12 protein-coding genes and 1 pseudogene are annotated in these 13,851 nt (G+C 60.5%); 7 read left to right on the forward strand and 6 right to left on the reverse strand.

Features of this window, described 5'->3' with window-relative positions; all coding sequences use genetic code 11:
* Positions 1-5: 5 nt before the first annotated feature.
* The 7 genes and pseudogenes from eat (at position 6) to IT895_RS02880 (ending at position 7,969) form a co-directional block, all read left to right on the forward strand.
* Entirely contained in the window at positions 6-1,442 is a 1,437-nt protein-coding gene (gene eat / locus IT895_RS02850; RefSeq protein WP_085918400.1) for an ethanolamine permease, read from the forward strand.
* A gap of 92 nt (positions 1,443-1,534) precedes the next feature.
* A complete protein-coding gene (locus IT895_RS02855; RefSeq protein WP_199284622.1) occupies positions 1,535-2,038 on the forward strand; it encodes a CIA30 family protein in 504 nt (167 codons plus the stop codon).
* 150 nt (positions 2,039-2,188) lie between these two features.
* Positions 2,189-2,572: a photoactive yellow protein gene (gene pyp / locus IT895_RS02860; protein ID WP_199284623.1), complete on the forward strand. Its 384-nt coding sequence runs from the start codon at positions 2,189-2,191 to the stop codon at positions 2,570-2,572.
* 92 nt (positions 2,573-2,664) lie between these two features.
* Positions 2,665-3,795, forward strand: a complete 1,131-nt coding sequence (locus IT895_RS02865; RefSeq protein WP_199284624.1) for an AMP-binding protein — start codon at positions 2,665-2,667, stop codon at positions 3,793-3,795.
* A gap of 36 nt (positions 3,796-3,831) precedes the next feature.
* Positions 3,832-5,399 (forward strand): annotated as a pseudogene (locus IT895_RS02870) (HAL/PAL/TAL family ammonia-lyase).
* A 70-nt stretch (positions 5,400-5,469) separates the two neighbouring features.
* Complete coding sequence (aceK, locus tag IT895_RS02875; RefSeq protein WP_199284625.1) at positions 5,470-7,221, forward strand: bifunctional isocitrate dehydrogenase kinase/phosphatase; 1,752 nt, start codon at positions 5,470-5,472, stop codon at positions 7,219-7,221.
* 34 nt (positions 7,222-7,255) lie between these two features.
* Positions 7,256-7,969, forward strand: a complete 714-nt coding sequence (locus IT895_RS02880) for an SIR2 family NAD-dependent protein deacylase (RefSeq protein WP_085918403.1) — start codon at positions 7,256-7,258, stop codon at positions 7,967-7,969.
* On the opposite strand, the gene bioA is transcribed toward IT895_RS02880, so the two are convergent.
* From bioA to bioB, 6 genes are read right to left on the reverse strand one after another with little or no spacing between them, the layout of a single operon-like run.
* Positions 7,955-9,238 carry an adenosylmethionine--8-amino-7-oxononanoate transaminase gene (gene bioA, locus IT895_RS02885; RefSeq protein WP_199284626.1) on the reverse strand — a complete coding sequence of 428 codons (1,284 nt, stop codon included), beginning with the start codon at positions 9,236-9,238 and terminating at the stop codon, positions 7,955-7,957. The two genes, IT895_RS02880 and bioA, sit on opposite strands and share 15 nt — an antisense overlap.
* On the reverse strand, positions 9,235-9,942 hold the full coding sequence (gene bioD, locus IT895_RS02890; RefSeq protein ID WP_199284627.1) for a dethiobiotin synthase: 708 nt from the start codon (positions 9,940-9,942) through the stop codon (positions 9,235-9,237). The genes bioA and bioD overlap by 4 nt, the downstream gene beginning before the upstream one ends.
* A complete protein-coding gene (gene bioC / locus IT895_RS02895; RefSeq protein WP_199284628.1) occupies positions 9,939-10,730 on the reverse strand; it encodes a malonyl-ACP O-methyltransferase BioC in 792 nt (263 codons plus the stop codon). The genes bioD and bioC overlap by 4 nt, the downstream gene beginning before the upstream one ends.
* Positions 10,727-11,461 carry an alpha/beta fold hydrolase gene (locus IT895_RS02900; RefSeq protein WP_199284629.1) on the reverse strand — a complete coding sequence of 245 codons (735 nt, stop codon included), beginning with the start codon at positions 11,459-11,461 and terminating at the stop codon, positions 10,727-10,729. Before IT895_RS02900 ends, bioC begins: the two co-directional genes overlap by 4 nt.
* Positions 11,434-12,642: an 8-amino-7-oxononanoate synthase gene (gene bioF / locus IT895_RS02905; protein WP_199284630.1), complete on the reverse strand. Its 1,209-nt coding sequence runs from the start codon at positions 12,640-12,642 to the stop codon at positions 11,434-11,436. Before bioF ends, IT895_RS02900 begins: the two co-directional genes overlap by 28 nt.
* Entirely contained in the window at positions 12,593-13,675 is a 1,083-nt protein-coding gene (gene bioB, locus IT895_RS02910; protein WP_199284631.1) for a biotin synthase BioB, read from the reverse strand. The genes bioF and bioB overlap by 50 nt, the downstream gene beginning before the upstream one ends.
* Between the last annotated feature and the right edge of the window lie 176 nt (positions 13,676-13,851).

Below are 13,851 nucleotides of genomic sequence, written 5' to 3' on the forward strand. Positions count from 1 at the left end.
AAACGATGACACAACCATCAGTTGATCAGGCGTATTTGGCAAAACGTCAACTGCGTAAAGGCACCGCCGGCTGGATGCTGCTGGCGGGGTTAGGGGTTTCCTATGTTATTTCCGGTGACTTTGCAGGCTGGAACTTCGGTATCGGCGAAGCGGGCTGGGGTGGTTTTGCGATTGCCGCCTGCTTGATGGCGTTGATGTATCTTGCGCTGGTGTTATCGCTTGCGGAAATGTCCGCCGCGATACCCGCAGCGGGTGGCGGTTACAGCTTTGCCCGCCAGGCCATGGGGCCGGCCGGTGGTTATCTCACCGGGCTTGCGGTATTGATCGAATACGCTCTGGCCCCGGCGGCGATCGTGATTTTCATCGGTGCCGCGGTGGAGTCATTACTGGGCATTAACGGTCCGCTGGTGTATCTGCTGTTTTACGCCGTGTTTATCGGTATTCACCTGGCCGGGGTGGGTGAAGCGCTGAAGGTCATGATGGTGATCAGCGGCTTGGCGGTGTTCGCCATCATTGCCACCGCCGTGGCGCTGATCGGCAATTTTGACGCCGCCAACCTGTTTGATATCGCCCCCACCGATGCGGCGGGCGCGAGTACCTTTATGCCGTTTGGCTGGTACGGTATCTGGGCGGCGCTGCCCTTCGGCATGTGGCTGTTCCTGGCGGTGGAAGGTGTGCCGCTGGCAGCGGAGGAAGCCAAAGACCCCGCTCGGGATATGCCCAAGGGTATTATCGGCGCGATGCTGTTTCTGCTGTTCACCGCCTTGTTGGTCGTGGTGCTGCTCGCCGGTGCGGCGGGCGCCGAGATGATCGGCCAAAGCGGGGTGCCACTGGTCGATGCCCTGAATGCAGCGGGCAACCCAATGCTTGCCACCTTGGTTAACATATTGGGACTGGCCGGTCTGATCGCTTCCTTCTTCTCGATTATCTACGGCTATAGCCGTCTGGTATTCGCGCTTTCCCGTGCAGGCTATATTCCTAAACCGCTATCGCTTACCAGCGAACGCAAAGTGCCCTATCTGGCGCTGATTGTGCCCGGTGTGTTTGGCTTTTTGGTGTCACTCAGCGGCGAAGGCGATCTGATTCTTGGCATGGCAGTGGTGGGAGCGACAATCTCTTACGCGCTGATGGCGCTGAGCCATATCATGCTGCGAGTCAAACAACCGGATCTGCCGCGGCCTTATAAAACCCCTGGCGGCGTAGTGACCTCGGGCATTGCATTGGTGCTCTCGCTGGTGGCGCTCACTGGCGTATACGCCTTCGATCCCCGCGCGTTCAACTACACCATTGTGCTCTTCATTGCCGGGGCGGCCTACTATTTCCTCTACAGTAAAAATCATCTGGTCGCGAAAACCGCGGAGGAGGAATTTGCGCTGGTATCCGCATCACCTGAGGAACTGGACGCAGACGAACCCGCACCGGTGGCTGCTGCCAAGCTGTAAGCAAACCAGCGATTAAGCTACTGTAACCAAGGCCCCTGGCGGTATGACGCCAGGGGCTTTTTCTTACTCACGAGCCGTTGAGAGGTGATCGTATGACGCTGACCTTTAATGATCCCAGTGAACAGCAGCGCTGGTACGCCGTCGATGATGGCGTGATGGGCGGCAAATCCCGGAGTCAGTTCAGTGTTGTTGACGGTGAGGGGCGCTTTCATGGCGAGGTATCGCTGGAAAACGGCGGCGGTTTTGCCTCCGTTCGCCGCGAGCCCCACGATTTTGAATCAACGCTGGCGGATGCTCGTGGCATAACGCTAACCGTGCGCGGCGATGGACGCACCTATCAACTGCGCCTTAAAAGTAACTCCCTGGGCGATGCGTCAGCTTACCGGGTGACGTTTATGCCGCCTCAGGACCACCTCGAGATACTGCACTTTCCATGGTCCGCCTTTGAAGCCGTGCGGCGTGGAACGCGGTTAAGCGACGCGCCATCCCTTAAGCCATCGGACCTCACCCAGGTGGGCTTCTTGATCGCCGACCGAACCGCAGGGCCTTTCTGCTTGCAGGTGACGCAAATGACGGCATTACTCGATGAGCACTAAATGGGGGCGACGTCATTAAATAGTATTAGTTGATTGCCTTGGGTGGCGGATACTGCTAGCTTCAAGGCTCCGCATACAATTCTTGTATATGTTTTGTAGGGGCGTGGTGAATCGACATACATTCGAAGCGCTCAATCTGGAGGTGTAGTGATGGCAATGGAAATGGTTCGGTTTGGTGGCGATGATATTGAAAACTCGCTGGCGAAGATGGATGATAAAAAACTGGATGAATTAGCCTTCGGCGCCATTCAGTTGGATGCCAGCGGCAAGATTATTCAATACAACGCCGCAGAAGGTGGCATTACCGGTCGCGACCCCAAAAGCGTTATCGGCAAGAACTTTTTTACTGACGTGGCGCCCTGCACGCAAAGCAAAGAATTCCAGGGACGCTTCAAGGAAGGAGTCAAAAACGGTGACCTGAACACCATGTTCGAATACGTGTTCGATTACCAGATGACCCCCACCAAGGTAAAAGTGCATATGAAGAAAGCCATTTCAGGCGACACTTACTGGATCTTCGTCAAGCGCCTGTAACCCTTCCGAAAGCCGCCTTCATGTCGTCAAGCGCTCAGGCGGCTTTATAACAAGCAAACCGGACGCTACTGGCGTTGTTAAGGATTCTCAAGATGCCTCAGTGGCTGAACGAAGCCGATTGCAAAGCTGTCCTGCAATCATTGCTGAGCGCGGAGTTGGCTGCCTATCGAGGCTCCCCCGCACCGGACTGGCAGTCTCCTCCCGCGATTGATTCACTCGAACGGCTACACCTGGCTGCCTGCGTCAATGAATTCTTCTGTCTACACGAAACGGGCGTTGAAGATCGCCTACTGATGACCCAGCACGTAGATGATTGGGCCTCTTTGGTGGCCCAGGCTGTTTCCGACACCTCGGGGCTGACGTTCAGAACCTCGGGCAGCACCGGGGCGCCCTCTGCCCATCTACATCGCTGGGACGCCATCGAGGCGGAGGCGCATGCCCTGGCGCAGCGCCTTGTCTCGCAGGGGGCTCTTAACCGCGTGATTCGCTGGCTGCCCTTGCATCACCTCTATGGTTTCATGCTCGGCGTGGCGTTGCCGGGGGTGGTGGGTGTGCCGCGCATCAGCGTTGATGCTAACGCATTGCCCTCGCTATCGCCTGGCGATCTGGTGGTTACCGTTCCACCCCGCTGGGACTACCTGGCCGTCTCGCGGCGCGCCTGGCCGGACGCGGTTGTCGGCGTCTCGTCCACCGCGCCGCTGGCTGCCGGGACCCCCGAGACGCTGCTCCAAAACGGGCTAAGTGAACTGCTGGATATCTACGGCAGCACCGAAACTGGCGGAGTGGCGACCCGCTGGTATCCGGAAGACGCCTACCAGTTGCTAGCCCATTGGCAGCGCCTTGATGCCAACCACATTCAGCGCCTGGGTGGCCAAACCGCCACGCCGCTGCTGGACCACACTCGCTGGCTAGACGATAACACCTTCACGCTGCAGGGACGCCATGACGATGTCGTGGCGATTGGCGGCGTCAACGTTAGCCCTGGCCACGTCGCCGGACGTCTGCGCGGTCTGGCAAGCGTGGCTGACTGCGCCGTTCGCGCTACGGAGTCCTCTGGAAGGCGGCGTTTGAAAGCCTTTGTGGTGCCGGTGGAAGACGAGAAACACGCCGCCTCCGAGATCGCCCAGGCCATCAGCCAATGGCCTGCCGCCGAGCGCCCCGTGGCTGTTACTTATGGCGATGCCTTACCCACCAATGCGATGGGCAAGCCCAGGGACTGGTAATTCCGCCAGAAAGGCTTCATCACAGGACATATGACTATGGACAACGGACGTCGCTCGCTTGAAGAGATTGAAAAGATCGCCCTGGGGCGTCGGTCGCTTGCTATATCGCCACAGGAAGAGCGCGCGGTAGCCAAGGCCCACGCGTTCCTGTGCGAGGCTATCGACCAGCGGCGTCGAATCTACGGCGTGACAACCGGGTACGGGCCGTTAGCCACCACCAACGTCGATCCCAGGCAGTCTGCCTTGTTGCAGCAGAATCTGGTTTATCACCTGTGCAGCGGGGTGGGCGAGCCGCTATCTCACCAACATGTGCGGGCAATGATGGTGGCGCGATTGACCAGCTTGGTGCAGGGGCACTCTGGCGCCAACCCTGTGCTCATCGGCCGGCTGCAAGCATGGCTGGAGGTCGATATGGTGCCTGAGGTGCCCGCGCAGGGCACCGTTGGCGCTAGCGGTGACCTGACTCCGCTGGCGCATTTGGCGCGGGCGCTCAGTGGAGAGGGGCGTGTAAGCCTTCGTGGTGGACGCTGGGTACCAGCAGCGATGCCCATAACCAATTAGGCTGGAAGCCATTAGTGCTACAGGGAAAAGATGCCATTGCTCTGGTTAATGGCACTTCGGCCACGGCGGGTATTGCCGCTATGAATGCCGTGGCGTCCCAGCGGGCTTTAAAGCTCAGCACGTTGCTGGTCCTGCTTTATGCCGAGCTGCTGGCAGGGCACCGTGAGGCTTTTCATCCCGCCATCGGAGAGCTGCGTCCCCACCCGGGCCAGAGTCAGTTGCATCGCTGGCTATGGTCGCTTTCGTCAGACAGTGGCGCTTTGACTCCCTGGCAGCCGAGGCCCGAGTTGCTGCCGGACATGCCCGGCAGTATTGAACAGCATCGCCCGTTACCTCAGGATGCCTATACACTGCGTTGCGCCCCGCAGGCCTTGGGAGCGGTCTGGGACGTGGTCGAACAACACGCTCAAACGACGCGTATCGAACTGGAGGCCGTCACCGATAACCCGCTACTTTTCGCCGAGGAAGATATCGTGCTGCATGGCGGTAATTTCTTCGGTCAGCAGTTGGCGTTTGCCAGCGATCATCTCAACAACGCCATCATCCAGATGGCGCTGTACAGTGAGCGGCGCATTGCCAGAATAACCAACCCCTTGACGAATAAAGGGTTGCCTGCGTTTATGCAGCCGCTGGATACCGGGTTGCACAGCGGCTTCATGGGAGCTCAGGTCAGTGCGACAGCGCTGGTTGCCGAGCTACGCAGCCAGGCTATGCCCGCCTCGATCCAGTCGATTCCCACCAACGCCGATAACCAGGATATTGTCCCGCTGGGGACTATTGCCGCGCGGCGTGCGAGCACTAGCCTGGAACAGCTTTATCAGGTGCTGGCGATTGAGGCGTTGGTGCTGGTGCAGGGCGCCGAGTTGAAGAACATGTCGTCGCTCAGCTTGGCTTCCTGGTCCCTGTGTGAATGGGTTCGTGAGCTTGCGGCACCGCTCGAACAGGATCGACCGCTTGCGGAAGACATTGCCAGGTTGGCAAAGGCGCTGGCTGACCCGGATCAGGTGGCTCCGCTGACAGCGCTTCTGGATACCGAGGGCTAGTCACACCAAGGTCGCCTCGCATGTAGTATCCGGTTACGCCAAGCTGGTCAAAACGAACAGGAGTCTAGCCGTGAAACTATCTCCCGCGTATCGCCTAGCGGCCACTATTCTGCACGGCTTTGACGAGTACCGTGCGCGCTTCAAACAGATTACCTTCGACGCCAGCCGCCGCTTTCGCGAGGCGGCATGGCGCGATGCCCAGCAGGCTTCGGCGGCGCGTATCAATCTCTACGGCGAAAAGGTGGAAGATACCCTCGGGCGTTTGCGGCGTACTTTCCCTCAAGATGTACTGGTTCATTGTGAAACCTGGGGCGAAGCGCGTCACCACTATGCGGAATTGATCAGCCAGCGGCTCGATTACGAATTGGCCGAAACCTTCTTCAACTCACTTTTCTGCTCGATTTTCCAGCATCGCCACATCCGCAATGAATGGATGTTCGTGTACAGCTCGCGGGAGGATGCCGCGCATCGCTCAGGCATTGAGTTGTGCCGTCGCTGCCCGGTGAATGCTGACTGGCCAAGTGCCCTGAGGTGGGCGCTGGAAGAAGCTCCGTTCGATAACCCCTTTGCCGATCTGGAACTGGATGTCGAGCTTGGGACAGCGTTACTGGAAGCCCAACTGCCCGCGGCGATATGGCAGGCCGACGATGCTCAGGTCGAGCTTTTGAAAAGTGTGTTCTATCGCAACAAAGGGGCTTATCTGGTCGGTCGTATCCTGGGCGGCGGCGAGCAGGTGCCGCTGGTGTTGCCGATCCTCCACGGCGAGGGCTTTGGCGAGCAGCAGGGCGGCGACCCTTGCCTTCATCTGGATACGGTGCTGACGGAAACCGATGAAGTCTCGATCATCTTCTCGTTTACCCGGGCCTATTTTCAGGTGGATGTGCCGGTACCAGGGGAGTTCGTTCAGTACCTGAAACAGCTGATGCCCCACAAGCCGGCGGGAGAGCTCTACGCCGCCATCGGTTTTTTCAAGCATGGCAAGACCGAGTTTTTCCGGGCGCTCAATCAGCAGGTGGCCAAGCGCGAGGACCAGTTTATCATTGCCCCCGGGGTGCGCGGCATGGTGATGGCGGTGTTCGTGCTGCCTACCTTCCGTACGGTATTCAAGATCATCAAAGACAAGTTCGATCCGGCCAAAGACGTGACCCACGCCGTGGTGCGCGAGAAGTATCGGCTGGTCAAACGGCACGACCGGGTCGGCCGTATGGCGGATACCCAGGAGTTCTCCAACTTCATCGTGCGCAAGGATCATTTCGATCCGGCGTGCCTGGAACATCTGCTGGAAGTGGCGCCCTCGACGGTCTCGCTAAAGGACGACAAGGTCATCATCAAGCACTGCTATACCGAGCGCATGATGACGCCACTGAATATTTACCTGGAGGAGTGCAGCGAGGACGAGCGGGCCACGGTGCTCAAGGATTATGGCAATGCCATCAAGCAAATGGCAGCGGCGAATATTTTTCCCGGGGATATGCTGCTCAAGAATTTTGGGGTGACCCGTCACGGTCGGGTGATTTTTTACGATTACGATGAGGTGTGCTACATCACCGAGTGCCGGTTTCGGCACATGCCGAAAGGCCAGGGGGTTGATGCATCCAGCTTATCGATCGGCCCCAACGATATTTTTCCCGAGGAGTTTGGCCCCTTCATGTTTGCCAATAAAGTGCTGCGCGATATGTTCATGGACCAACACCCCGAGCTCTTCGACCCCGACTACTGGCTGGAAGTACAAAAAGCGATTCGCGATGGCCGGGTCATTGATGTCTATCCGTATCGCAACAAGCAGCGTTTCGCGGGTACCGTGGGCCAGCTGGTATATTAGAAAGAACACACTAGTCAATCACGACGAGGACACTATGGCAGACGCCCCACACTTGGTGGTATTCACAGGTTCAGGTATCAGCGTCGAGAGTGGAATAAAAACCTTCCGCGCCAGCGACGGCCTGTGGGAAGAGCATCCAGTAGAGGAGGTGGCGACGCCGGAAGGTTGGCGGCATGACCCCGAGCGGGTGCTGGGGTTTTATAATCAGCGCCGGGAACAGATTCGCCGCGCCAAACCGAATGCTGCCCATAAAGCGCTGGCGGTGCTTGAGCAGGAGGGCTTCAAGGTCAGCGTGATTACCCAAAACATTGATGATCTCCACGAGCGCGCGGGGTCGCGCCATGTATTGCACCTGCATGGAGAAATCCTGAAGGCGCGGTCCTCGGTGGATCCACGGCTGCGTTATCCGCTGCCCAAAGGTGGCATTGAGCTGGGCGATATCTGCGACAAGGGCAGCCAGTTACGCCCGGACGTTGTCTGGTTTGGCGAATCGGTACCGCTGTTTGAAGATGCCTGCGAGATCGCAAGCCAAGCGGATTTTTTCCTGGTAGTGGGCACATCGCTTGCCGTGATGCCTGCCGCGTCGCTGCTGTCCTACATCGAGCTGGAGACGCCCTGCGCGCTGGTCGACCCCGATGCAGATGCGTTAACCCCGCCGGGCGTGCTGGCGATTAACACCACCGCCGGTGAAGGTGTGCCCGCGCTGGTCAACCAGTGGCGCAAGCAGGGCAATCTAATGTTGCCCTGAGCTTTCCAAAAACCACGCCTTCATGACGTCGGTGACCTGTACCATCTCCTTTTCAGAGGTAATGTAGGCGGGCATGGTGTAAAGCCAGCGGCCGATGGGGCGTAGCCAGACGCCGCGTTCGCGGGCGAAGCCTGCAACGCCTTTCAGTGCTTCAGCGGAGTGCGCTTCAATCACCGCCGTGGCGCCGAGTATCCGGACGTCGGCCACCGCCGGGTGCGCGTTGAGCGCGGGGTCTTCCAGCAGCTCGCGGCGCAGCCATTGGTTGAGCGTGGCGATCTTGCCAAGGTAATCCTCTTCCTCGAACACCCGCAGGCTTTCCAGCGCCACGCGACAGGCCAGCGGATTGCCCATGAACGTCGGTCCGTGCATGAAGGCGTGGTGCTCGCTGTCGCCGATAAAGGCGTCGTGTACACGGTTTGTAGCAAGCGTCGCGGCGTGGCCCAGATAACCGCCGGTCAAGCCTTTTGAGAGCACCATGATATCCGGTGTGACGTCTGCGTGGTCGGCGGCAAACAGCTTGCCGGTGCGGCCGAAGCCGGTGGCCACTTCGTCAAAGATCAGCAGTACCCCAAATTCATCACATAGCGCCCGGGCGCCGCGCAGGTAGTCCGGCGAGGTCATGTTGAGCCCGCCAGCGGCTTGCAACAGCGGCTCCATCAGCAGCGCGGCGATCTCATCATGGTGGCGCTCAAGCACCTCACGCAGAGCACTCAGATCGTGTTCCACCTGCTCGGGAGTGGCGTCATAAGGGGCGGTGGGCGCCGGGGCAAAATGGTGTTTGGGTAGCAGGCCCGTAAACAGACCGTGCATGCCTTCTTCAGGGTCGCACACCGCCATGCAGCCAGTGGTGTCGCCGTGGTAGGCCTTCATCAGCGAGAGCATCCTGCGCTTGCCGGGGGTGCCGGTGAGCACTTGGTACTGCAAGGCCATTTTCATCGCCACTTCCATGCCCACCGAACCGCTGTCCGAGTAGAACACGTGATTCAACCCGGTGGGGGTGATACGCACCAATTCACGGGCTAATTGATCCGCGGGCTCATGGGTCAAGCCACCTAGCATCACATGGCAAAGCTCACCGGCCTGCTCGCGGATGGCCGCCACCAGGCGCGGGTGGCCGTAGCCGTGAATCATGCACCACCAGGAGCAGGTGGCATCCAGCAGGCGTTCACCGCTCTCGAGTACAAAGTGAGCGCCGTCCCCGCCCACCACCTTGGGCGCCGACGTTTGATGTTTGAGATCGGCATAGGGGTGCCAGACAGGCGAGGTCATAGAGTCTCCAGCGGGCGTAACGGTAGCAGGGAAAGGAACGGCTGTGCCGTTTCAGGCGAAGGCTGTTCGAGATGCGGGATAACCCCCAGGCAGGGGGCCGCTAAGGTTCGCTTGAGCACGTCAAGGTTGTCAGCAAAGCGGGCCGACTCAGCGGCAAAGTCCGGGTCGACCACGCTGCCCACCCAGCCTGCAAGCGTCAGGCCGTCGGCGACAATGGCCTCGGCGCTGAGTCTGGCATGGTTGAGGCAGCCCAGCTTCAAGCCGACCACCAGAATCACCGGTAGGCCCATGGCGCAAGGGATGTCGCAAAAATCTTCGCGGTCGTTGAGCGGTACCCGCCAGCCGCCCGCGCCTTCGATCAGGCTCAAGTCCCGCGGCGTTTGCGCAAGGGTCGCGCTAACTGTTGTCACAATATCGCCGAGGTTAAGCGCTTGGCCTGCCTCGCTTGCGGCTAAGTGCGGCGCAATGGCGGGCTCAAACGCCCAGGGGTTGACCGTTGCGTAACTTACCGGCGGCATGCTTCGTACCTGCAGCGCCAGGGCATCACTGTTGCGCAGGCCTTCGGGGGTGACGCGGCTGCCCGAGGCGACGGGCTTCAAGCCCAGCGTGGTGAGTCCCTGCGCACTGGCAGTCGCTAACAGGGTGCTGGTCACCAGGGTTTTGCCCGCATCGGTATCAGTGCCGGTAACGAAGTAGGCGCTCATGAGGGTTTTTCCAGTTGCAGGGTAAAACACAGGTAGCTCACCGGCAGGCCTTGGGGCTCCCGCAGCGTTTCAAAGCGCTCGCGGGCAGCCTTCAGCTCGCGGCGGGTCAGACGCCGGGCGTGGGGCCTTGAGACCTGTGCACCAACGCCCTTGATGGAGGCCATCACGGCGTTCAGGTCGGGGTAGTGGAACCTGCGCCGCTCGACCTGCTGATGAATAGACGTCAGGCCGCTTTGATCAATGGCACGCGCCAGCTCATTCCGTTCGGGCGTTTGCAATAACGCCTCGGGGCGTTGCCAGGCATGGGCGACTTCGGCCAGCGTGCCGGGCAGTAGTGTCGTGAGATGGGCCTGGCCCCCGGGAGCAAGCACCCGCTGGAGTTCGTTCATCACCGCGCTGATATCGCGACACCACTGAATCGCCAGGTTGGAAAATGCCAGATCAAAGGATTCTGCGGCAAAGGGGAGCGCTTCGGCGTTGCCCAGCTGCCAACGAATATGGTTGCCGTAGCGGACCTGGGCTTCGGCCAGCATGCCGGGCGCAATATCCAGTCCTGTGACGTGAGCATGGGGGTAGCGCTCGGCAAGCCGCTGGGTCCAGTAACCGGTGCCGCAGCCCATATCCAACAGGCTCAACCCAGCGGTATCAGGCAAGGTGGCCCAAAGCGTTTCGCCGATATGTCGCTGGGCGTTGGCCAGGGCATCGTAGCGCGGGGCCGCGCGGGAAAACGCATGCGCGACGCTGGCCTGCCAGTTGGTAGGAGGCGGCGAGGTAGCGGTCGTGCTCATGGTTGCTCCTCGACGGCAAGTATCGCCTGCGCCGCGAGGGAGTCAGCCAGCTGAACGGGTTGGGAGAGCATCGGGCAATGCCCGGCTTTTGCCAGCGTTGCTGCCTTGTTCCGGACCGACGTGCCGACCAGCGGGTCGTGCTCGCCGATCAAACGCTTCACCGGGCAGGGGGCATTGTGTAGTCGCTGGCTGTTATCGATGGTGGCCAGCCAATCAAGCCCCTGGGCGAGCGTGCTGCGGTTAGCGCAGGGGGTATCACCCAGAAGCGCCCGCAGCTGTCGGTGGGCCTGGCGGGCGTTGGGTTCGCCCTGCGTTTGCCAGCGTAAAAAGTGCCGCCAGGTGGCGTGAGGGTCACGGGCAAAGGCGTGCCGAAAACTGGCAAGCTCTGACGAGGTGACGCCATCATTACTGTAAAACCGTTCGCCCACGCCGATCAGTATCAAGCCACGCGGTGGGGGGAGGTGATCAAGTAGCGCTGTGGCCAGTAGTCCGCCCAGTGACCAGCCGACCCAAATGGCGTCGCCGGGCAGTTGTCTGGCCATGGTGCTGGCTAACTGATCCAGTGTGGCGTTGTCGGTGTCGGGTAGGGCTGGCGCATCGCCGTAGCCCGGCCAGTCCACGGCGTGGGCTTCGACCGATGCGGGCCAGCAGCCCTCGAGTGGCTGCCAGATGCGTTGATCAATGCCCCAGCCCGAGAGGAGGACTAGGCGTTGTGAGGATGGGCGTGGCATCTTGCCTCCTCTTGCTGACAGAGCTTTAAACCTGCCAGTAGACGATCAATGTCGCAGCGGGTATGGCGGGCGCTCAGCGTGATGCGCAGACGCGCCTCACCCTTGGCAACCGTGGGTGGGCGAATTGCGCCGACCTGCAAGCCATGCTTGGCAAGCGTTGCCGACCAGCTCAGGGTACGGGCTTCGCTGCCCAATAGCAGTGGCTGAATCGGGGTCGTCGGCGTGCTTAGCGGTAGCCCCAACTGCAACGCCTCGCGGCAGAAGTAAGCGATGTTGGCGTTGAGATGGTCGCGGTGTTCGGGTTCACCCTGAACGATTTCCAGAGCTTGTAGGGTGGCGGCAGCAATACTCGGCGGCTGGGCGGTGGTGTACACATAGCTGCGGGCAAACTGGGTGATATGCTCGATCAGCGCGGCATCCCCGGCGACAAAGGCACCGGCGGTACCGAGCGCTTTGCCCAGGGTGCCGACCAGGATAGGTACCTCAGCGCTGCCCCAGAGAGTGCCCACGCAGCCGCTGCCATTGTCGCCCAGCACCCCGACACCATGGGCATCGTCGATCATCAGCCAGGCGCGGTGCTGCTGGCTCAACTGGGCCAGCGTGGCAATATCCGCCACATCGCCATCCATGCTGAACACGCCGTCGCTGACCACGAGCTTGTGCGGACACTCACTGCGAGTGAGCAGGCGGTTCAGATCGTGGGCATCACGGTGATGAAAGCGCCGCGAGCGGGCGCCGCTGAGCGTGGCGCCATCCAGCAGTGAGGCATGGTTGAGGCGGTCTTGAAATATCGCCGTGTCGGCGTTGGCTAACGCCTGCAACACGCCGAGGTTGGCCATATAACCGGTAGAAAACAGCAGGGCGCGCTCCCGGCCCGTCCAGCATGCCAAGGCGTTCTCCAGGGCCTCGTGAACCGCCAAATGACCGCTGACCAAATGCGATGCACCGGCACCCGCCCCGTAACGGCTCGCTCCCTCCGCCTGGGCCTCACACACCCTTGGGTCCTGGGCCAGGCCCAGGTAGTCGTTACCGGCAAAGTCGAGCGTACCCGCTGCCACGATTTGCCGGGTCCGCCAGCGTCGGGTCTGCTGGCGGTTGAAACGGGCCTCGGCCAAACGCTGACGCCACGCATCAGACACTGGCGTCGACCGCAAGCTCGGCCACGCGTTCTGCGCGGGCATGTTGTTCGGCCTGCTGGGCCAGGCGCTGGGCGTGAATCGCATCATCTTCGCAGGTTTCCCGGCGCTCCGGATGAAGGCCGAGTTTGGCGAAGAGCGCACGGTCAAGATCGGCCTGGGGATTGCCGGTGGTAAGCAGTTTGTCGCCATAGAAGATCGAGTTGGCACCCGCCAGGAAGGCCAGCGACTGGGTGGATTCGCTCATTTGCTCGCGACCGGCGGAGAGCCGGACGTGGCTTTGGGGCATCATGATGCGCGCCACGGCAATGGCGCGGATAAATTCGATAGGGTCCAGGTCTTCGACGTTTTCCAGCGGCGTGCCGGGTACCTTGACCAGCATGTTAATGGGGACAGACTCGGGGTGTGGGGACAGCCTGGCCAACTGCTGCAACAGGGCGCTACGATCCTGGGCGTCTTCACCCATGCCGAGAATACCGCCGGAGCAGACTTTCATGCCCGCCTCGCGCACGGTGGCCAGGGTATCCAGCCGGTCGCCAAAGGTGCGGGTGGTGATGATCTCGCCGTAATAGTCGGGCGAGGTGTCCAGATTATGGTTGTAGTAATCGAGCCCCGCCGTAGCCAGGCGGCTAGCCTGATCACTATCGACCATGCCCAGTGTCATGCAGGTTTCCAGGCCCAGGGCCTTGACCTGGCGGACCATCTCTTCCACCAGCACCAGATCCTTATCCCGCGGGCTTCGCCACGCCGCGCCCATGCAGAAACGACTGGCGCCCGCTTCTTTGGCCGCCTTGGCCTGTTCGACCACTTTTTCAACTTCCAGCAGCTTCTCTTTTTCCAACTGGGTATTGTAGTGGCCGGACTGGGGGCAGTACTTGCAATCTTCCGGGCAGGCGCCGGTCTTGATCGACAGCAGGGTCGAAATCTGCACCGCATTGGCGTCGAAATGCGCGCGATGCACCTGCTGGGCTCGGAACAGCAGGTCATTGAAGGGCAGCGCAAACAGCGCGTTGATCTCGTCCAGCGTCCAGTCGTGGCGGGCGGCGTCAGTCGGGGTATTGGCGGCAGTGGCGGTCACGGGTAAACCTATATTCTTTTGAAAGTTGACGAGACTTTATCGGCGACCCGGCTCAGGTGTCAACTAAGAAGAATATCCAGGTTTACAGCGGCGAGCATAGGGGGAGGGATCCAGCTGAGAGGGGTTCGTTTTGCGTGGGGACCTGCTTTATACTCGGCGCCCCTTGCCAATCGTGG

This window comes from Halomonas sp. A40-4 (genome assembly GCF_015767635.1).
GTDB classification, from domain to species: domain Bacteria; phylum Pseudomonadota; class Gammaproteobacteria; order Pseudomonadales; family Halomonadaceae; genus Vreelandella; species Vreelandella janggokensis.

What these genes read in the sequence shown, in the direction of transcription:
- eat (WP_085918400.1), top strand. Translation starts at nt 6, where the DNA reads ATGACACAACCATCAGTTGATCAGGCGTATTTGGCAAAACGTCAACTG.
- IT895_RS02855 (WP_199284622.1), top strand. Translation starts at nt 1,535, where the DNA reads ATGACGCTGACCTTTAATGATCCCAGTGAACAGCAGCGCTGGTACGCC.
- pyp (WP_199284623.1), top strand. Translation starts at nt 2,189, where the DNA reads ATGGCAATGGAAATGGTTCGGTTTGGTGGCGATGATATTGAAAACTCG.
- IT895_RS02865 (WP_199284624.1), top strand. Translation starts at nt 2,665, where the DNA reads ATGCCTCAGTGGCTGAACGAAGCCGATTGCAAAGCTGTCCTGCAATCA.
- IT895_RS02880 (WP_085918403.1), top strand. Translation starts at nt 7,256, where the DNA reads ATGGCAGACGCCCCACACTTGGTGGTATTCACAGGTTCAGGTATCAGC.
- bioA (WP_199284626.1), bottom strand. Translation starts at nt 9,238, where the DNA reads ATGACCTCGCCTGTCTGGCACCCCTATGCCGATCTCAAACATCAAACG.
- bioD (WP_199284627.1), bottom strand. Translation starts at nt 9,942, where the DNA reads ATGAGCGCCTACTTCGTTACCGGCACTGATACCGATGCGGGCAAAACC.
- bioC (WP_199284628.1), bottom strand. Translation starts at nt 10,730, where the DNA reads ATGAGCACGACCGCTACCTCGCCGCCTCCTACCAACTGGCAGGCCAGC.
- IT895_RS02900 (WP_199284629.1), bottom strand. Translation starts at nt 11,461, where the DNA reads ATGCCACGCCCATCCTCACAACGCCTAGTCCTCCTCTCGGGCTGGGGC.
- bioF (WP_199284630.1), bottom strand. Translation starts at nt 12,642, where the DNA reads ATGCCCGCGCAGAACGCGTGGCCGAGCTTGCGGTCGACGCCAGTGTCT.